The sequence below is a fragment of the Nocardia sp. NPDC049149 genome, assembly GCF_043197455.1.
Lineage (GTDB): Bacteria > Actinomycetota > Actinomycetes > Mycobacteriales > Mycobacteriaceae > Nocardia.
Genome location: NZ_JBICTD010000004.1, coordinates 945,135 through 964,088, shown reverse-complemented (window position 1 = coordinate 964,088; position 18,954 = coordinate 945,135). Strand labels below are relative to the sequence as shown.

Annotated in this window: 19 protein-coding genes; 5 read left to right on the top strand and 14 right to left on the bottom strand. The window is 67.5% G+C overall.

Features of this window, described 5'->3' with window-relative positions; genetic code table 11:
• Window positions 1-449: 449 nt before the first annotated feature.
• Entirely contained in the window at window positions 450-2,033 is a 1,584-nt protein-coding gene (locus ACGFNJ_RS20170) for an MFS transporter (protein ID WP_393450063.1), read from the bottom strand.
• A gap of 202 nt (window positions 2,034-2,235) precedes the next feature.
• Window positions 2,236-3,582 (bottom strand): CoA transferase, encoded by a 1,347-nt coding sequence (locus ACGFNJ_RS20165; protein ID WP_393449968.1) that lies wholly within the window; start codon window positions 3,580-3,582, stop codon window positions 2,236-2,238.
• Between the two features lie 40 nt (window positions 3,583-3,622).
• Here ACGFNJ_RS20165 and ACGFNJ_RS20160 point away from each other — a divergent pair, with 40 nt between their 5' ends.
• The gene (locus ACGFNJ_RS20160) at window positions 3,623-4,396 is read left to right on the top strand and encodes a thioesterase II family protein (protein ID WP_393449965.1); all 774 of its coding nucleotides are present in this window, start codon (window positions 3,623-3,625) and stop codon (window positions 4,394-4,396) included.
• A 114-nt stretch (window positions 4,397-4,510) separates the two neighbouring features.
• On the opposite strand, the gene ACGFNJ_RS20155 is transcribed toward ACGFNJ_RS20160, so the two are convergent.
• The 7 genes from ACGFNJ_RS20155 to ACGFNJ_RS20125 form a co-directional block, all read right to left on the bottom strand.
• A complete protein-coding gene (locus tag ACGFNJ_RS20155; RefSeq protein WP_393449962.1) occupies window positions 4,511-4,894 on the bottom strand; it encodes a DUF2784 domain-containing protein in 384 nt (127 codons plus the stop codon).
• A gap of 23 nt (window positions 4,895-4,917) precedes the next feature.
• On the bottom strand, window positions 4,918-5,673 hold the full coding sequence (locus ACGFNJ_RS20150; protein WP_393449959.1) for an O-methyltransferase: 756 nt from the start codon (window positions 5,671-5,673) through the stop codon (window positions 4,918-4,920).
• Window positions 5,674-5,739: 66 nt separating this feature from the next.
• Window positions 5,740-7,170, bottom strand: coding sequence for an SDR family NAD(P)-dependent oxidoreductase (locus ACGFNJ_RS20145; protein ID WP_393449956.1), 1,431 nt, complete (start codon window positions 7,168-7,170; stop codon window positions 5,740-5,742).
• Window positions 7,171-7,338: 168 nt separating this feature from the next.
• Window positions 7,339-8,127 carry a hypothetical protein gene (locus ACGFNJ_RS20140; protein WP_393449953.1) on the bottom strand — a complete coding sequence of 263 codons (789 nt, stop codon included), beginning with the start codon at window positions 8,125-8,127 and terminating at the stop codon, window positions 7,339-7,341.
• A 46-nt stretch (window positions 8,128-8,173) separates the two neighbouring features.
• The gene (locus tag ACGFNJ_RS20135) at window positions 8,174-9,697 is read right to left on the bottom strand and encodes a hypothetical protein (RefSeq protein ID WP_393449950.1); all 1,524 of its coding nucleotides are present in this window, start codon (window positions 9,695-9,697) and stop codon (window positions 8,174-8,176) included.
• A complete protein-coding gene (locus tag ACGFNJ_RS20130) occupies window positions 9,694-9,909 on the bottom strand; it encodes a hypothetical protein (RefSeq protein WP_393449947.1) in 216 nt (71 codons plus the stop codon). The genes ACGFNJ_RS20135 and ACGFNJ_RS20130 overlap by 4 nt, the downstream gene beginning before the upstream one ends.
• 33 nt (window positions 9,910-9,942) lie before the next feature.
• Window positions 9,943-10,872, bottom strand: a complete 930-nt coding sequence (locus ACGFNJ_RS20125; protein WP_393449944.1) for an alpha/beta fold hydrolase — start codon at window positions 10,870-10,872, stop codon at window positions 9,943-9,945.
• Window positions 10,873-11,083: 211 nt separating this feature from the next.
• Here ACGFNJ_RS20125 and ACGFNJ_RS20120 point away from each other — a divergent pair, with 211 nt between their 5' ends.
• The 3 genes from ACGFNJ_RS20120 (at window position 11,084) to ACGFNJ_RS20110 (ending at window position 13,778) form a co-directional block, all read left to right on the top strand.
• Window positions 11,084-11,770 (top strand): TetR/AcrR family transcriptional regulator, encoded by a 687-nt coding sequence (locus tag ACGFNJ_RS20120; protein WP_393449941.1) that lies wholly within the window; start codon window positions 11,084-11,086, stop codon window positions 11,768-11,770.
• Window positions 11,771-11,977: 207 nt separating this feature from the next.
• Window positions 11,978-13,123 carry an acyl-CoA dehydrogenase family protein gene (locus ACGFNJ_RS20115; protein WP_393449938.1) on the top strand — a complete coding sequence of 382 codons (1,146 nt, stop codon included), beginning with the start codon at window positions 11,978-11,980 and terminating at the stop codon, window positions 13,121-13,123.
• Window positions 13,107-13,778 (top strand): TetR/AcrR family transcriptional regulator, encoded by a 672-nt coding sequence (locus ACGFNJ_RS20110; protein ID WP_393449935.1) that lies wholly within the window; start codon window positions 13,107-13,109, stop codon window positions 13,776-13,778. Before ACGFNJ_RS20115 ends, ACGFNJ_RS20110 begins: the two co-directional genes overlap by 17 nt.
• A gap of 21 nt (window positions 13,779-13,799) precedes the next feature.
• Here ACGFNJ_RS20110 and ACGFNJ_RS20105 read toward each other — a convergent pair whose 3' ends face one another.
• Entirely contained in the window at window positions 13,800-14,159 is a 360-nt protein-coding gene (locus tag ACGFNJ_RS20105; protein WP_393449932.1) for a hypothetical protein, read from the bottom strand.
• Window positions 14,160-14,395: 236 nt separating this feature from the next.
• On the opposite strand from ACGFNJ_RS20105, the gene ACGFNJ_RS20100 reads away from it, so the two are divergent.
• Window positions 14,396-15,166 (top strand): DUF4190 domain-containing protein, encoded by a 771-nt coding sequence (locus ACGFNJ_RS20100; protein ID WP_393449929.1) that lies wholly within the window; start codon window positions 14,396-14,398, stop codon window positions 15,164-15,166.
• A 9-nt stretch (window positions 15,167-15,175) separates the two neighbouring features.
• On the opposite strand, the gene ligD is transcribed toward ACGFNJ_RS20100, so the two are convergent.
• The 4 genes from ligD to ACGFNJ_RS20080 all read right to left on the bottom strand — a co-directional run bounded on the left by ligD (window position 15,176) and on the right by ACGFNJ_RS20080 (window position 18,938).
• Entirely contained in the window at window positions 15,176-16,183 is a 1,008-nt protein-coding gene (gene ligD, locus ACGFNJ_RS20095; protein WP_393449926.1) for a non-homologous end-joining DNA ligase, read from the bottom strand.
• Window positions 16,180-17,259 carry an ATP-dependent DNA ligase gene (locus tag ACGFNJ_RS20090; RefSeq protein WP_393449923.1) on the bottom strand — a complete coding sequence of 360 codons (1,080 nt, stop codon included), beginning with the start codon at window positions 17,257-17,259 and terminating at the stop codon, window positions 16,180-16,182. The genes ligD and ACGFNJ_RS20090 overlap by 4 nt, the downstream gene beginning before the upstream one ends.
• 139 nt (window positions 17,260-17,398) lie before the next feature.
• The gene (locus ACGFNJ_RS20085; protein ID WP_069160879.1) at window positions 17,399-17,797 is read right to left on the bottom strand and encodes a cold-shock protein; all 399 of its coding nucleotides are present in this window, start codon (window positions 17,795-17,797) and stop codon (window positions 17,399-17,401) included.
• A gap of 40 nt (window positions 17,798-17,837) precedes the next feature.
• On the bottom strand, window positions 17,838-18,938 hold the full coding sequence (locus ACGFNJ_RS20080; protein ID WP_393449920.1) for an SPFH domain-containing protein: 1,101 nt from the start codon (window positions 18,936-18,938) through the stop codon (window positions 17,838-17,840).
• Window positions 18,939-18,954: the final 16 nt, after the last annotated feature.

Here is an 18,954-nt window from a genome sequence, read left to right as displayed (position 1 = left end):
GCGTCCCGCCTTCTTGCCACGAGGCAGCAACGGCGCCAACCGCGCCCATTGGGCATCGGTCAGATCCGCTCGCCCCGTCACCGCTACGCTGGCCACGAGGTCTCCGGCACTATTCAGGTTTGCTTGGTCGCTAACCCGAAATACCGGAGACCTCGCTCATATGCCAACGCGGGCAACAGCTTCCACCGAAAACGCTGGTGGTGGCGCCGCTACGCGCAGCCACCACCAGCGGACTTCGAAACACGCCCTAGCTGCAGCCCGTATCACGACCGCAGGCGTATCTATGGCCGGGCGCGAGCTAGACGCAGCCCGGACCGCGACCGCAGGCGTATCGCCTGTCGCGAGCTAGCCACAGGCCGTGACCGCCGAATGCGCTGAGACCCTTCGGAATAACTCTGACAGGACGAAACATTCGGTCCTGCAGCGCTGTTCGCCCGCTGATCCGGTCGCTATTCGTGACCCTCCAGCTCACCCGCGGGGATGTGCCGCAGCCGTACCGTCGCGATCACCGAAATGGCAACCGCTGCAACCGCGGTGATCCCGGCCGTCACATGCATGCCGTGCACGAATGCGGCGCGTGCCGCCGCCAACACCGCGTCACCGAGATGGGCGGGCAGCTCCGTACTGGTCTGGACCGCCGCACCCAGGGTGTCGCGCACCGACCGCCCTGCCTCCGCGGGCAGGTCCGCGGGCAGCGTGTCGGCCAAATCACCCCGGTACAGCGCGATGCTGATGCTGCCGAGGATCGAGATGCCCAGCGCACCACCGAGTTCCGCGCCGGTCTCGGACACCCCGGAGGCGGCCCCCGCCTGTTCCTCCGGCGCCGAGCCGACGATCAACTCCGTGGTGATGCCGAAAACCGGTGCCAGACCGAGCGAGAGGACCATCGAGGTGGCCAGCGCGAGCCAGAGGCTACCTGCGCCGACCTGCGTCATCATCAGCAGCCCGACGGCCGATGCCGCCATGCCCGCGCCGATCAGGTACGCGGGCCGGACAACTCGCACAATGCGCGGTGCCAGCTGGGAGCCGATGATGAAGCCGATGCCCGAGGGTGCCAGCGCCACGCCGGTCTCGAGCGGTGACAGCCCGAGCACCAGCTGGAAGTACTGCGCGATGAACAGGAAGTACCCGAAGACGACGAAGATCCCAACGATGTTGACCAGCAACGCGATCCGGAATGTGCCGAGCCGGAACAGCCGCAGGTCGAGCATCGGGTCCGGCCTGGTCAGTTGGCGATGGATGAACAGCGCGCCGAGCACGACACCGGCGACCAATGCCAGCAGCGCGGTGGCGCCGATACCGTCCTGCGCGATCTTCTTCATCCCGAACACCAGCGCGATCATCGTTGCCACGCAGAGCGCGGCGCTGACCGGATCGAGGGCGCCCGCGGCGGGATCACGGTACTCGGGCAGTACTTTCGGCCCGAGCACCAGCAGCAGCGCCATCACCGGCACCGCGAGCAGGAACACCGAGCCCCACCAGAAGTACTCCAGCAGCACCCCGCCGAACAACGGACCGACCGCACCGCCCGCGGAAAACGCGCCGACCCACACGCCGACGGCGATCGAACGCTGTCTGGCGTCGCGGAACATGGTGAAGAGCAAGGAAAGCGTGGCGGGCGCGAGCGTCGCCCCGGCGACGCCGAGCAGGGCCCGGCACAGGATGAGGATCTCCGCGGTGGGCGCGAAGGCCGCGATCACCGACACCACCGCGAATGCGGCGGCGCCACCGAGCAATACGCGTCGTCGCCCGATCCGATCGCCGAGCGTGCCCATGGTGATCAGCAGGCCAGCCACCATGAATCCGTACACGTCGATGATCCACAGCAGCTGTGCGCTGGTCGGATGGAGTTCCGCGCTGATCATCGGCACGGCGAGGTGCAGCACCGTGAGATCCATGGCGTAGACGAGGCAGGCGAGGGCGAGTACACCCAGCCCGATCCACTCACGGCGCCCGGCGTGCGCGGGCAGCGTGCTCTCGGTCGGATCGAGGGTGGTGTCCACGGGGCGGATTCCTTCGTCGGCGCGGTCCATGAGGGTCATACCAGTTCTGACGAACCGGACAACACCATCTCATCGGCCAACGACAAGAAATCGCAAACGATTTTCACTGGATTCGTGCGCGCCACCGCGGTTGGGCCGCGCACGGAGTTGACGCTCGGTCCGTGCGCGGCACCCCGGTGAAACGGCGTGCGTTGCGTGGAAAAGCGTGGAGCAGTGACTAGCGGAGCAGTGACTAGCGGGTCGTCATCGGCCAGGCGGGCCGATCGGCGCCGAAGTCGGGGGCGGGCGAGGTGTACGCGGGGTACTCGGCGATCGCGGGCGCGGCGGTGATGATGCCCGCATGCGAGATCACGTCGGCGGGGTCCGGCGCCGCGGCAGGCGGATGCCGTGGCGTGCGGTTCGGCGCGTAGAGCAACCAGGACGCGGTGCGCGCCAACGACACTCGCACGGTACGGCCGATCCCGTCGCGCGACCGGGCGGCGAGCGCGTCGATCACGCCAGCGGCAAGCAGGTAGCCGGACGCGTGGTCGAGCGCCTGCGCAGGCAGGTATCCGGGCACGGCGGGCGCGCCCTCAGCGGTCGAAATGCCCGTCGCCGCCTGCACGATGCTGTCGAAACCGCGACGCCCGCGCCACGGACCGCGCTCACCCCACGCACTGACCCGCCCGTGCACGATGCCGGGCCGGGTGGCCGCCCAGAGCCCCGCGTGTTCGAGCGAACCCGGCCGGTATCCGGTGACGAGCACATCGGCCGACCGCAGCAGGTCGTTGAGGATCGGCAGTTGCGTGCGCATGTCCAGCAGGGTGGAGCGCTTGCCCTGACTGGTGTCGGCGAACTGCCACGGGATCTCCGGCAACCACGGCGGATCCACCCGCAACACCTCCGCGCCGAGGAGTGCGAGCGATCTGGTGGCGACCGGTCCGGCGATCACCCTGGTCATGTCGAGGACCCGCAGCCCTCGCAGCGGCTGGAACGGCGCCGCACCCATCGGTAACCCTGGTTCGCCTCGGTCGGCCCGTTCGTCGATGGCGACGAGTGGCCCGCTCGCCGCGGCCCAGCCTTCGGGGCTCTCGACCCATTCCTGTTCGGTGCGCACGCGGACCGCGATCGCGCCGTTGGCGGCCGCGTGCTCTTCGATATCGGATGCGCGGCTCATCGCCATCTGTGCGACGGCCAGGTCGAGCGGCGCGTCGACCGGAAGGCCGAGCGCGGTGAGCAGACGATCGCGGTGGTGTGGGTAGTTGGCGTGGGTGCGGACCCAGCCGTCGTAGGTGGGGAAGAATCCGGAGAGTTCGGCGAACATGGTCGCGGGCCTGCCGTTGATGCGGAGCAGGCGCTCGCTACAGAAGGCCGCGGTGATGCGTCCCGGGTCGATGTGGTGCGCTACCGGGTCGAGGCCGCGGACGGATCTGATGCGGTTCGACGCAGCGGTGAGCGCCGCGACCGAGCCTGCGGCGAGCGCCCAGACCGGCAGTGTCGCAGCCAGATTGCTGCCCGGTTCGGGGGAAGGGGTAATGGCGGAGGCGGTTACACCGATTCCGGCTTCGTAGTCGTGTACCAGCCGTGTGTGCGCGTTCACGCGAACGAGCGTAATAGTTCCGTCTGAGAAGGAGATCGACATGGGCATAACCATCGGATCCAGTGCGTGGCTACGGATCCTGCGATCCGCCGCGACTCCCCGCCGCCACCTGCTGTGTTTCCCGCCGGGCGGTGGTGCGGCGACGGTGTATCGGGAGTTGGCGAAGCGGGTCGGCGGCGGCGTTGCCGTTGTCGCGGTGCAGTATCCGGGGCGCCAGGACCGGATGCGCGAGGCGCCGATCACAGAGCTCGGCTTGCTCGCCGATCGGATTGCCGAAGAGGTGCTGCGCGACGGAATCGTCGACGGGCTCGCGCTGTTCGGCCACAGCATGGGTGCGACGCTGGCCTTCGAGACGGCCTGCCGGCTCGAGCGGGCAGGCCAGCCGGTGACGACGTTGTTCGCGTCCGGCCGTCCCGCACCGTCTTTCGTGGAGACCCAGCGCATCCATCTCGGCACCGACGCGGATCTGATCGCGGACCTGGAGCGGTTGGCCGCCGACCCGGCGCCGATCCAAATGCTGCGTGACGAGCCGAGTCTCGCGGAACTGGTGCTGCCGCCCATGCGCGGCGACTATCAGGCGATCGAGACCTATCGGTACACCGAGGGCGACCCGCTCGCGGCCGATATCGTGGCCATGGTCAGCACCGCCGACCCGACCATGACGCCGGAGCAGGCCGACGAGTGGCGTGCCTTCACCAGCGGAAGCTTCGACCGTGCAACGTTTTCCGGCGGTCATTTCTTCATCGACGAACATCCTGCCGAGGTGGCGGCGACCGTCACGACACACCTCGCGTCGGATCGCTCGCGCGCGTGAGAGCTGTTTGCTATCCAGTGATCTCAGTCGCACTGAACTAGGCCGTCGCGTCCACACGGCTCGTGACGAGGTCTCCGGTCAGATCTCGGTCTGCCGGAGACCGCACGTCACCGGTTAACGGGTTACCTGCAGTCGCGGGCCGGAGCGGCGCGTGCGCAACCACCCATAGCCGATCCACGACACCGCAACAGCGACCGCGACGAGCACCCGCACGGTGCCGAGCGCACTCTCCGGATAGAGCACTCCCGTGATGTAGTGATCGATGAACCCGCTCGACGGCAACCCGGCTTCGCCCGCGCGATGCCGCGCCCAGTTCTCCACCTGCGTGAGCGGGCAGTCGATCCGGAACAAGACCGTCCCGAATCCCCAGCAGAACGCGAGCACGTGCAGCACGAAGGTACGTGGCCACCGCCACGCCAGGAATCCGCCGACCACCACGTACGCCACGAACGCGAAATGCACGGCGGCGGTGACATCGGCCAGCAGCCGATACAGCATGCCACCAGCCTAGCCGCGTCGAGTCAGCCCAGGTATTCCGATTCGAGCACAAGATCGGCGATCAGCGACTGGTACTCGACATACGTCTTGTGCTCGACGGTGCGCCAGGCGCGGCCTTCCTCTTCGCGCATGTAGCGGCGATAGTCGGGGGCGCCTGGAACTTTCACGTTGTCGGCGACCACGAGGGTGCCGGGATGCAACCAGCCCGCGGCCATGATCGACCGTAGATCCGGCAGATAGGCGGTCTTCAAGTGGTCGAGGAACACGAAATCGAGTGCGGCAGGGCCGAAGTCGTGTTCGATCGCCAGGTGCCGCATGGTGGCGCCGCCGTCGCCGATCATGCCGACCACCACGCTGACCCGATCGGCCAGACCCGCGTGTTCGATGACGGCGCGGGCAATTTCGGCATTGTTGGGGTTGGCCTCCACTGAGACCAGCCGTGCGCCGTCGGTCAACGCGCGCGCCGTCCGCACGGCGCTGTAGCCGCAGTAGGCGCCGAGTTCGAGCAGCAGCTTCGGCGCGGCCCGCCGGATGGCGGCGTCGAGGAGCAGCCCTTTGCGGTCGCCGACGTTCATCAAAACGCTGTGGTGGCGCGCGAAGTCGTCGATCGTGTCGACGACGCTGTTCGGATCATCGGCAGTGGCATGTGCGCGGACGTGGGCGAGCAGCGCCTGCTCGCGACCGTCGCCGACCTGTCCGGTGCGGACCATGGTGCGTACGCCGATCGCCATGCGCAGGATCGAGACAGGCCAGCGGATCATCGATATCGGCGAACGCATAAACGGCAGCGTACCTGGCATATTCGCCGTTGTCGCCGGTACGCCCGGCGACCCGATGACGGCGAATTACCAGGGTGACGGCTGGTAGTCCTTGAGGAAACAGCCGTAGAGGTCGGTGCCGTTCTCGCCCTGGACAATCGGGTCGTAGACGCGCGCGGCGCCGTCGACAAGGTCGAGGGGCGCGTGGAAACCTTCTTCGGCGAGACGGACTTTCGTGTAGTGCGGGCGCTCGTCGGTGATCCAGCCGGTGTCGACGGCGGTCATCAGGATGCCGTCGGCCTCGAGCATTTCGCGAGCGCTGGTGCGGGTCAACATGTTCAACGCGGCCTTGGCCATGTTGGTGTGCGGGTGGCCTGGCCCCTTGTAGGCGCGGGAGAACTGACCCTCCATCGCCGAGACGTTGACGATGTACTTGCGCCGCGCCGCCGCAGCGGCCAGCGCCGGCCGCAGCCGCGACACCAGGATGAACGGCGCGACCGAATTGCACAGCTGCACTTCGAGCAACTCGGTGGGATCGACCTCGGCAACGGTCTGCACCCAGCTGTTGGTGTGCGCGAGGTCCGGCACCAGGCCGCCTGCATCGATCGCGATGCCGCGCGAAATGCGTTCGGGGGTAGCCGATCCCGCGACCAGCGCGAGCTCGGCGACATCGGCAGCGGACAGCGTCGGGGTGAGCGAGGCGGTGAGCGCGGTGGGATGGGCCTGCATCGTCTTGCCGAACGTCACCACATCGGGCAGCGCGCCCGCGGGCAGCGGACCGGACTCGGCGTCGACCAACGCGCTGTAGGCGCCGGGGGAGCGGCGCACGGTCTGGGCGGCATTGTTGATCAGGATGTCGAGCGGGCCCTGCGCGGCCACATCGTCGGCGAGCGCGACCACTTGCGCGGGATCACGCAGGTCGATGCCGACAACGCGCAACCGGTGCAGCCACTGCGGGCTGTCGTCCATGGCGGTGAAGCGGCGGATGGCGTCGTTCGGGAACCGGGTGGTGATGGTGGTGTGCGCGCCGTCGCGCAGCAAACGCAGCGCAATGTACATGCCGATCTTGGCGCGCCCGCCGGTGAGCAGCGCGCGGCGGCCGGACAGATCGGTACGTGCGTCCCGCTTGCTGTGGCTGTCCGGGGCGCACTCCGGGCACAGCTGGTGGTAGAACGCGTCGACCTGGGTGTACTTCTGTTTGCAGATGTAGCAGGGCCGTGGCCGGATCAGGGTGCCCGCGCTGGCCCCTGAGGCGTTCGAGGCGAGCGGGATGCCCGCGGTCTCGTCGTCGATGCGCTGCGGCGAGCCGGTGGCCGTCGCCGCGACGACCTCGCGATCGGCCGCCGACACCGCGGCTCGTGCCTCGGTCCTGCGGCGCTGCTTGAGCTTCTTGAACATGTGGCCGACCGCGCGCTGCACCGCCACCGAGTCGGGATGCTCCTTCTCCAGCTGTCCGGCCTGGTCCAGCACCCGCAGACAGGTCGCGAGTTCGTCCGGATCAATCATGCTTTCGGCCATCGGAGGTACAGGCATCCTTCACTGAGCAGGGCAATCGACCCGCTCATTGTCGCAAACTCCCGGACCGGGTTGCCGCCCGGTTGCCCCTGTGCGGACGGGCACTCGTGACGCCGATGGGGCGGGTGAGCAACAGGTCGGCTGCTGAGGACGCGGGCGGGACGGGTCGGCTCAGGCCCGCAGCAGCGCCAAGGTGGTGGTCGCCGTGTGCTTCAACAGGTCGACGACCTCGGGGATCGTCGGCATCCGGACGGTGCTCGCCTCGCCCGCCGATCGGTGCAGCCAACTGATCTCGTAGGTGGTCCAGCCGTCCCGCACGCCGAGCGTGACACCGCTGATGTCGGCCTGCTCGGTGGCCCGCCGCACCAGATACGCCTCGTCGCCGAGTCCGATGACCGGCGTGACGCTGTCGTCCTTGGTGAGCTCGGACTGGGTCCATGCCTCGAAACGCGCGGCGAACTCGGGCCCGGGATCGGTCTGCTTGTGCACCTTGGCGTTCGCCGTGAGGGTGGTGAGGTCGGTCGAGCCGGTCGGCACCAGCTGGATGGTGCAGCGCATCGTGTCGACCGCGCGGTGCAGCATCGCCTCACGCAGTGGGTAGCGCGGATGTGCCGGACGAGAAGGGGCCAAGACGAATCCGGCGTGCATGTAGGGCATGGTGTCGGTGATCGCGCAGAGATTGTCGACGGCGTGATAGCCGCGCAGGTCAGCAGCGGGGTTGTCCCGCTCGCCATCGGAGGAGACGACGGCAACACCGGTGGCCCCGACCACCGCGACGCAGGCCGCGACCCCGAGCACCGTCCACCACCGACCACGACCCGGCTGCGGCCGCCGCACCAGCGTCCGCGGCGGCACCCGCCCATCCGGGTACGGCCGCATCGGGGTGGTCGGCGTCAACGGTTGATGCAGCCATCCGGCGTAGCTCAAACGCGGAGGCCGCTGATCCGACGACCCCATCATGGGCGGAAAAGTATCACCTCGGCGCCGAGATCGCTGGTCGATCGGGTCAGACCAGATCCGCACCCAACTGCGCAGCCGCGGCAGCACACCCGCACGCGTCCGCGCGTGCGGCGAGCCGACCGCGCAGCGCGACGGGGATTTCCGCGCGGACCTCGATCAGCCCGTCCCACACCACCTCCGGGGTTTCCGGCGTGAGCGCGGCGAGGAATTCGTCGAGATCGTCCATCCTGTCGATGATTTCGAGCACCCTGGCCCGGCCCGTGGCGTCCTGGGCGAGCGCGATATCGACGAGGGTGTCGATGTTGTCGCTGCGCGCGGCGGTGCGCAGCGCGGCGAGCAGCTGATCCCTGCTGAGCTCCCCGATGCACGAGGCCAGGATCGGGGTCGTGGTCTCGGGCAGCGCGTCGACCAAAGGCAGTGCCTGCGACCAGAGTTCGTGTGCGGCGGTGGTGGTGATCACCGTGCGCAGCACCGCGGGTTCCTGCAGGATCGGCAGGGCCGCCATCCGGCGGCGATCGGTGTCGGTCATGGCCAGCGCGATCGGCAACATGGCCTCCCACAGGTCGGCTTTGTCCGCCTGGGCGACCAGCTCGCCGAGCTCATCGTCGGATTTGTCGGCGAGCCGAGCGGCCAGGATCGACCGCTGGTCCTCGTTCAAATGCACGACCAGCGGCAGCAGTTCGAGCCAGAAACCCTTGTTCAACGCGGCATCCATGATCGAGGCGAGCACCGATTCCTCCTGTACCGCAGGCCGTTCGGCGAAGGCGCGCAAGCTGTCCGGGTTCATCGCGCTGGTCACCGGGAGCAGTGCCTCCCACGCGTCGAGCTCGCGCACCGCCGCCACCAGGCTGTCGAGCACCTCGCCGCCGAGTCCGGCGGCGAGATCGCCGAGCACGGCGCGGTTCTGCGGACCGACGCTGTCGAGCAGGTCGAGCCCCTCGACCCAGAGATCGTGTTCGTGCGCGGCCAGAATCACCCCGGCGAGCCGGTCGGTGACCAGGCCCATCAGCCGGTCGACCGCGGACTTGTCCTCCATGAGGAACCCGACGCGCAGCAGGTCCGCGTCGCCGAGCACCGGCACCGCGGCGCGCATCGACTCCTCGGGCACGACGCCGACGAACCGGCTCATCGTCACGTGGTCGCCGCGACCGCCCAACTCCTTCGCCACGGCCACAACGAGTTTCGCGGGCACGGCCGCGATGATGTCGGCGGTGCGGCGCGGGTCGAGCTGGATCGCGGTCTCGGCGAGAAAGCGGGCGGGCAGCGCCTTGGCGATATCGACCGCGCGGGACGGTTCGACCGACCCGGCGACCGCTGCGCACAGCACCGGCCCGAACGCGCGCTCCGCGGCCTTCGCGCTGATCACGGTCGGCACCAATTTCGCTGCGGCGGCAATGCGTTTCATCCGCGCCGCATCGCCGTCGAACAGCAGATCGGTGGCCCGCTCACGGAATTCCCTGATCGCATCCGGCGAGAGCCCGGTGAGGAAGTCCAGCGCCGCGGGATCCGAGAGTTCCAGCAGCCGAGCGAGTTTCGTGGCCTCGGCGCGAGCCATCAACTGGGTGCTCACAAGCCGAGCGCCTTCTTGACCGTCGGCCGCATCAGCCGGGGGATGAGCTGCAGCGAGGACTCGACCGCCGCGCCGAGGCGCTGGCCGCGCGCGGTCTGCGCGGCCCGAAGCAGTCGATCGAGTTGGGCGAGATCGGCGGCGCTGAGCCGGTCGAACTCGTCGGGTAATGGCGCGCCGAGGGTGCGGATCAGCGGAGCTGCTGCGTCCGGCATGGGATCTCCGTATCGGTGAGAGAGAGGATCGGGTCAGCTGCTGCGCGGGGTGATCGAGGCGAGGTCGGCGCGCATGTCGTCGACGAAGTTGGCGATCGCCTCGGCAACGAGCAGCGGCTCGGTGACCGGCAGCCAGTGATCGGCAGGAACGGCACACCGCCAGAGCCGGTCCACCCAGCGCGTCGAGGTGTCGTAGATGGCGGCGGGCACGAACGGATCGGTGCTGTCGACCAGCAACTGCACCGGCACCGCGGTGCGCCGCACCCGCGGCCGCCGCACGTGATGCAGGAGGTTGGCTTGCGCAATGCGCCCGCCCGCAACGAGATCCGTTGCCCAGGTGCGCGCGATCCTGGCAGGCACCGGCGAGACACCGCCGAGCCGTTCCACCAGCAGGGTGCGCACCCGCGGTGGATACAGCCTGCGCGCCACCGGCACTGGGTGCAGCGTCCAGCGCACGCTGCGCAGCCACCAGCCGACGTCGCCCGCGCGCAGCCGGACGTGCGGCGCGATGGCGCGTAGCCAGAGGCCGAAGTGATCGAGATTAGGTCCGGCGATGGCGGTGAACGACGCGATCGTGGTGTTCGCCCTCGGATCACACACCGCCTCCCACAGCTGCACCGCGCCCCAGCCGTGTCCGCAGGTGTGCACCGGACGATTCGGGCTCGCGGCCTCGATCACCGCGAAGAAGTCGTCGGCGAGCCGGTCGAGCCGGAAGCCCGACAGCAGTGCGGGACTGTCCGACCGTCCGTGGCCGCGCACGTCGTAGGTGATCACGCGAAAGCCGTCGGTCAGCAACGCGGCCACCGTTGCCCACACGCGGTGGGTGTCGGTGAGGCCGTGCACCAGGACCAGGGGTTCGGCGGCGGGGTCGCCCCATTCGAAGACGGCGAGATCGGTGCCGTCGGCGGTCACCGTCCACTGCCGGTCCGGGCGGGGCGTTTCGGTGTCGAGCTCGTTGGTCATGTCGTTGCCTCGTTCGGGGTGCGCTGCCTACCGGTGCCGCGATTGTCGGTCCGGCCGGAGGTCAGGTCGAGCCGTAACACCCAGGCGTACCGCCAGTACGTTTTCCGATACTGACAGTACGAAGTATTTGCTGGGAAGGGGAGGGGCAACGGCCACATTATGGCGTAGCTCACGCTGATAACCGTACCGGCGGTACGTGTATGCTGCGGACGTGGCCCGTCCAAGCACCCGTTCTTCGGCGACCTCCCGTGCGGAGATCGTCGATGCGGCGATCCGGGTGATCGACCGGGACGGCCCGCGGCCCAGCATGGACGACATCGCCCGCGAAGCGAACATCACCAAGCCGCGCCTGTACCGGCAGTTCGCCGACAAGGCCGATCTCTACACCGAGATCGGCCAGCGGATGGCCAAGTCCGCTGCGGCGGCGGCGGGCAACGACCTGACGCTCATGCTGCAACCGCCGCGCACCGCGTTGCGTCGTGTGCTCACCGGCTACGCCGACAGTATTCTGCAGCACCCCAACGTTTTTCGCTTCCTGGGTCAGGCGCAGGTGACGCAGCGCTCCGACGGAACGGTGCTGCAGTTCGACCTGGGCCGTGCCGCCTCGGATCGCTTCACCAGGCAGGCGCGCGAGATCGCCGAATCCATTCCGATCGACACCGCGGGCATCGACTATCTGTCCCGCGCGGTGGTCGGCGTCGTCGTCTCGATCACCGATCTGTGGCTTGCCGATTCGGCGGAATCTGCTGACCAGCCAACGCGCACCGCAGAATTCGTCGATCAGGCGACCGAGTTCGTCTGGGGTCTGATCGACGGATTCCTGCGCAGGCAGGGCATTTCCGCGGATCCGGAGACGCCGATCTTCACCTCGCTCGCCGCGGTCAACCAGACGCGCTGACCCGTACCGGCTTTCGTCGTCGTCGCCACGCCTGTGTCGCGCCGGCGCTCGCGTGCTTGCGCATGATGCGCAACTTCCTCTCCTGACCGCGCCGGTGCGCCTCGCCACGTGCCCGGGTTGTTGACACAGTGCCAATAGTGCGAGAATCTGGTGGCGAGCGGCCGTCTGCGACGCCGCCAGTAGCAACAGCGAGCAAAGGATCCGAAGATGGCACGCGCCGCATGGAGTGACGACGAGGTCGAGGCGGTACGCGATCTCGCGAAGGCGTTCTTCGAAAAGGACGTCGTCCCACACGAGGAGAAGTTCGTCGCCCAGGGACACCCCGACCGCGCGCTGTACAACCGGGCAGGCGAGCTCGGTCTGCTGTGCACCGCGATCCCCGCCGAATTCGGCGGTGGCGGCGGCACATTCGCGCACGAGGCGGCGATCATCGAGGAGCAGTCGCGCGCGGGCGACGGCTCGATGGGCATGCCCGTGCACAGCTCGATCATCGCGCCGTATCTCAAGGAATTCGGCTCCGCCGAGCTCAAGCAGCGGGTGCTGCCGAAGGCCGCCACCGGCGAGATCGTGCTCTCCATCGGCATGACCGAACCCGGCACCGGCTCCGACCTGCAGAACATCAAGACCCGCGCGGTGCGCGAAGGCGACGAGTACGTCATCACCGGCTCGAAGATCTTCATCACCAACGGCTGGCTCTGCGACGGCATCATCATCGCCGCCAAGACCGACCCGACCAAGGGCGCGTCCGGCGTCTCGCTGATCTACGCCGACGTCTCCGACGAGACGCCGGGCTTCAAGCGCGGCCGCATCCTGAACAAGATCGGCGGCAAGGCCCAGGACACCGCCGAGCTGTTCTTCGACGGACTGCGCGTGCCCGCGTCGAACCTGCTCGGCGAGGCCGAGGGCCTCGGCTTCTATCAGATGATGCAGATGCTGGCCCAGGAGCGGCTGGTCACCGGGATCATCGCGGTTGCCATGATGGAGAAGGCCGTTCAGCTGACCATCGACTACACCAAGGGTCGCGAGGCCTTCGGCAAGCCGTTGTTCGCGATGCAGAACACCAAATTCGAGCTCGCCGAATGCGCCACCCTCGCGAAGGTCAGCCGCACCTTCCTCGACGACTGCATCGTCAAGCATCTGCGCGGCGAGCTGGACATCCCCACGGCGGCGATGTCGAAGTACTGGCTCACCGACCAGCTGGGTATCGTGGTTGACCGCTGCCTGCAACTGTTCGGCGGCTACGGCTACATGACGGAGTATCCGATTTCGCAGCTCTACACCGGCGCCCGCGTCCTGCGCATCCTCGCGGGCAGCAACGAGGTAATGAAGGATCTCATTGCCCGGTCTCTCTGATACCTCGAGCGATCCCATCGCGCCTCGGGCCGACGCCGACGGTGCCGCGCCGCCGCGCCGCCGTCGGCTCGAACCCGATGAGCGGCGGGCCCAGATCCTGGCGTGCGCGATCGACATGTTCGGCGAACGGCCGTATGCGGCCGTGTCGACCGCCGAGCTGGCCCAGCGCGCCGGGGTGGCCCGCGGCCTGATCAACCACTACTTCGGCAACAAGCGTGACCTCTATCTGGCGGTCGTGCGCCGGATGGTGACGCTGCCCAAGCTCGACGACATGATCGTGCCGGTCGGCACCGAACGCGAACGCGTGGAAGCGAGCGTGCACTGGCTGCTCGACACCATCGCCGAGCACGGCAGCACCTGGGTGAAGGTGACCAGCCACGAGGGTGTCGGCGACGACCCCGAGGTGCAGCAGATCCTGGATCAGGCCGACGACGCGGCCGCCGAACGGCTGCTGCTCATGGTCGGGCTCGCCGATTCGGCGCGCAGTGCTGCATTGCGCGCGATGGTCCGCGCCTATGGCGGGCTCGTGAAAGTTGCGGGGCGGGAATGGATCACGCGCGGCACGCTGACCAGGCCACAGGTGCACGAGTTGCTCGCCGACATGCTGATGACGCTGGTCACCGAATCGCTGCCGAAGGTGGACCGCCGGCGCTGAGCGCGCCGACGGTCCCGGTTCTCAGGTGCGGGTTTCCGGCGCAAACTCGTTCGCGGGGACGCGGGCCGCGCTGTAGCGCACCGGACGCCGGTGCCCCGGCATATGTCCGTGCCTGCCGTGCGTCCGCTCGATCACTTCCTCGCGTCGATGTTCCACCACCAGTGCGCCGACGCCGAGGATCCACAGTGCGGCGGTCACGATCGCGCCGGTCTGTGTGTACTGGTCGAGGCCGTATCCGGCGGCGGTGAGCGTGCACGCCAATGCGACCATGCCCAATCCGCAGAGAATGAGGCCAGGAATATTGAAATTGTCGCCGAGCAGATCGCCGGCCTGCGCGTGCCACGGTCGATCGTCGCGGCCGTCGGGGGTGCTACCGAGCATGGATCCTCCTGGGAGTCATCTCGAGATCAGTCACACATTCCGATCAGCATGAACCGTGTACCAGCAAATATCCAGTAATTCGGAGAGGTCGAATGTCGCCGCCGGACGAACTGGGCGGTAATTAGACATTTGTGATGAGCACGCGCCGCGCTGCCCCTATTGTGGGTCGGGATATCGGGGCGGGTCCGGATAGTCCGAGGTTCCTGCACGGTGTGTGGTGTGGAGAGGGACCTGGCATGGCACGGGCAGAACGCCGTGAATCGGAACGCTGGCCTGCGGCGGCGCAGGACGATCGGTGGCCGGAAGCGGAGGAAGAGCAGCGCTGGGCCGAACCCGAGCCTGACGATCGCTGGCAGGAGGCGGCGCCGCGGCGCCGCACCGGACGACTACGGGTGGAGATTCCGCCCATCATCAACCCCTACGCGATCGTCGCGCTGGTGGCGGCGCTGCTCGGGTTGTTCCCGGTCGCCATCGTTTTCGGCTTCATCGCGTTCTCGCATCCGCGCGGCCGGGTGATGGCGATGTTCGCGCTGCTGATCGGTGTCGCGGAGGTGACGGCGCTGGCCGGGGTCGTTGTGCTGTCCGGCAAGATCGTGCCGGACGACCTGCTGCGCGCGAACAAGCCTGCGGCGACCGTGAATCTGTCGGCACAGTCGACCACCGAGCAAAAGGCGCCGCCCACAACGACAGTCGCGCTCAGTCCGGTCACGACGACGGTGGCGCCGACCGCGACGGCGGCGCCGAGCAACCTGAAGAAGGGCACGGCCTGCACCGAGGCGCAGGTCGGCCAGATCGGCAGTGCGGCTGACGGAAACACGCTGATCTGTTTGGGATCGGGGACCGCGTTCCAGTGGTCCGGTCCCTACAACGTGTCGACGGCGATTCAGCAGGCCGGTGCGAAATGTGATGGGAGCACGGGGAAGTCCGGGCGCACCGCGGACGGGCGCGCGCTGATCTGCGAGAACCCCGGCCGCAACGGCACATGGGCGCTGTGGACGTCTGAGTAGCGCCGTGCGCTACTCCTCTTTCTTGGCGCGGCTCGGCTGCACCCGGGGTGGTTCGTTGGGCATCTTCGGATACTGCGGCGGCCACGGCGCGTCCATCAGGCCGGACGCCATGTCCCGCTCCGACATCTCCAGCAGTGGCGCAATGGATTGCGGTGCGCGATCGGCCCACGGATCACCGAGCTCGGCCAAGCGCGCGGGCACGGTCGCGATGGTGAGCTCATCCGGCACGATGTCCGCCAACGCGGACCAGTCGATCGGCGTCGAGACCTGGGCGCCGACCTTCGGTCGCACACACCACGCGCCGAATACCGTTTTGTGCGGGGCGTTCTGGTTGAAATCGACGAACACGCGGTTGCCGCGCTCTTCCTTCCACCACTGCGCGGTGATCTCCTCGGGATGCCTGCGCTCCAGCTCCCTGGCGAGCGCGACGGCAGCCGCGCGAACCTGGTAGCCATCCCAATTCGGTTGCAGTGCAACGTAGATGTGCAACCCGCGCGATCCCGAGGTCTTGATCCGCGACTCGATCCCCAATTCGCTGAACAACTCTCGCGTGAGCACGGCGGCCCGCCGCAGGTCGTCGAATGTGATGCCCGGCGAGGGATCGAGGTCGATGCGCAGCTCGTCGGCGATCTTCAGATCGTCCGCGCGGTTGGGCCACACGTGAAAACCCAAGCAGCCCTGGTTGACTGCCCACAGGATGTGCGCGAGATCGTGCGCGACGAGCGCGTCGCTGGTGGTGCCGTTCGGCGTGGACACCTCGACGGTGTGCAGCCAGTCCGGCGCGGTCTTCGGCACCCGCTTCTGAAACCACGACTTGCCGGACGCGCCATCGGGATAACGCTCCAGCAGCAGCGGGCGGCCGCCCACCACATTCAGGAAGGGCTCGGCCACCGCCTGGTAGTAATGCACGAGATCGAGTTTCGTCTCGCCGCGCTTGGTGAAATACACCTTGCCCGGATTGCTGATGCTGACGGTCCGGCCGTCGACCTCGATATCGACGGACTCCGTTTTACTCATCGGGCCTCACTGAAGATCGCGCCGAGTTCGGCGGGCGGCGCCTCGTCGAGCTGGGCATAGGTGCAGGATTCGGGTGTCCGGTCGGCCCGGAAACGGACCAGCCTGCCGCCGTGCCGCAGCCTGCCGGATTGCACGTGTTCATAGCGCACCTCGGCCACCAGCTCGGGGCGCAGCGCCTCCCACGACAGGTCTTTGCCGCCGGTCCAGCGGCTCACTCCGCCGGGCATCTTGCCGTCGGCCTTGGCCTGCGCGACGGCGTCGGCCCACTTGGCCCACGGATGATTGTCCAGCGCGTGCTCGCGCAGCGGCGCGAGTTCCTCGACCAGTTCCTTGCGCCGGGCGGCGGTGAAGCTGCTCGCCACGCCGACGTGGTTGAGGTTTCCGTCCTCGTCGAACAGGCCGAGCAGCAGCGATCCGACGCCTTCGCCGTCCTTGTGCCACCGGAAGCCCGCCACCACGCAGTCGGCGGTGCGTTCGTGTTTGACCTTGAGCATCACCCGCTTGTCCTGCAGGTAGGTCAGGTCGTTGGCCTTGACCATGACGCCGTCGAAGCCCGCGCCCTCGAACCGGGTGAACCAGTCCTCGGCGACATCGGGATCCTGGGTGATCGGCGTCAGATGCACCCGGGAGAGTTCGGTGTCGAGAATCGTCTCGAGCAACCGCCTGCGTTCGGCGAACGGCTCCTCGGTGAGGTCCTTGTCACCGAGGGCGAGCAGATCGAACGCCACGAAACTGGCGGGCGTCTCGACCGCGAGCTTGTTGACGCGGGAGGCCGCCGGATGCAGGCGGTTCTGCAGGGTGTCGAAGTCGAGGCCCTGATCGGTGACCACGACGATCTCGCCGTCCACCACGCACTTGTCCGGCAGCGCCTGCTTCAGCAGTTCGGCAACCTCGGGAAAATACCTGGTCAGCGGGCGATCGTTGCGCGAACCGAGCTCGACCTCGTCGCCGTCACGGAACACGATGCAGCGGAAGCCGTCCCACTTGGGTTCATAGCTCAGTCCCGCCTCGCGCGGCACGCCGGGCGCGGTCTTGGCCAGCATCGGCCGGACGGGCGGCATGACGGGTAGATCCACGCGATCCTCCTCGGTGTCGTGTCCTCACCGATAGAGACGTCGCTGGCGACGGTGATTCATCGGTGCGGAAACACTCATCCCGATGATCGTATGCGCCGCGTCCGACAAGATCATGGACTTGCCGGACGCGACGGTCACGTCAGTTTTCCACCCAGCCGTGCTGTTCGGCGAAGACGGTGAGCCGGTCGCGGATGGTGATGATCTCACCCGCGGTGAGCGCCGGGCTCGCATCGAGGAGTAGCTCGGTGATGAGGCGCTTGTGTTCGGCGGCGGTCAGCTGGCCCGAGTTCGACCGATGCTTGGACTTGTGCGCGGCAGGTGGCGGGCTCGGCTGACCGCCGACCACCGTCAGATTGACCGCCTTCGGCCCTCGATCACCCTCTGTCATGTCGAATTCGAACACCCGCCCCTGGCGCAACTCGTCTTCATCCAGCCCTATGTCGTTGACATGGACGAACACGTCCGGCCCGCCGTCTTCCGGTCGAATGAATCCGAACCCCCGAGAGCTGTCGAACGACACCAATTTCCCGATGGACACCTACACCTGCTCCTCATCGCGCCGTCGCTTCCCGGTCACCTTAACCCGCGTTTTCTCCGTCGTTGGACGAAAGCGCCTTTTGTAATGAATTGAAAACAGTCAGTCCTTGACCGACCATTCCGTTCACCAGTTCGCTCACCCCGTCCGGACCGTTGAGTACGGTTAGATTCGCGTTCGCCAGCCCGTTGGACGCCTGCTTGACGATTTCCGGCAGTTGTTCGATCAACAACTGGTCCAACGCGATCCGGTTGTTCGACGCGGCCGCGGCGGCCTGGATCCTGGTCCGGTCGGCCTCCGCCTCGGCCAGGATGCGGACCCGATCCGCTTCGGCCTGAGCGGGTTTCACCACTTCGGTCTGCAGCTGCTGCTCGCGCAGCTCGGCTTCCTTGGTTGCCTGAATCGCCTGCGCGGTCAGCACCTCCTGCATCGCCTTGGCCTCGGCGAGCGGACCCGACTGTGCCGCTTCGGCATTCGCCTTGTCGATGTCGCGCTGATATTCCGCGCGCAGGATCGCGGTTTCCCGCTGATACTCGGCCTGCCTGCGCAGCGATTCCTGCTCGGCCTTGGCCGCGAGCTGCGCCGCCTCGGACTGGGCGATCTGCGCGTCGCGCTGCACGGAGGCATTGTGCGGCGCGGCCAGCGCTTGAATGTAGCCGAGGTTGCCGTCATCGATGGACTGGATCTGGAAGGAATCGACCCAGAGCCCGATATTGCCCATCTCCACTTTTGACGCGACAAGTACTTCGTCGGCCAGCTTCTGACGTTCCCTGATGATCTCCTCGACCGTCATCGAGCCGACGATCGAGCGCAGGTGACCGGAGAAAATGCGCCCGGTGAGGACCGACATCTCCTTTTCCTGTTCGGACAGGAAACGCTGCGCGGCATTGACAATCGACTGGGTGTCGTTGGCGACCTTGAACGCGATCACCGCGCGCACCTCGAGCTGGATCGCCTGCTTGGTGACGCAGCGCTCCTTGATCTCCGCCTCGAACATGGCCAGCGACAGGTAGCTGACCTTGCGGAACAGCGGAACCACCCAGCTACCGCGGCCGATCACCACCCTGAACGGCGCGTCGTCCTTGCTCTTGGCGCCGCTGATCAGCATCGCCTCATCCGGATTGGGTACGTGGTAGCCCAGCACCTCTGTCTCCCTTACT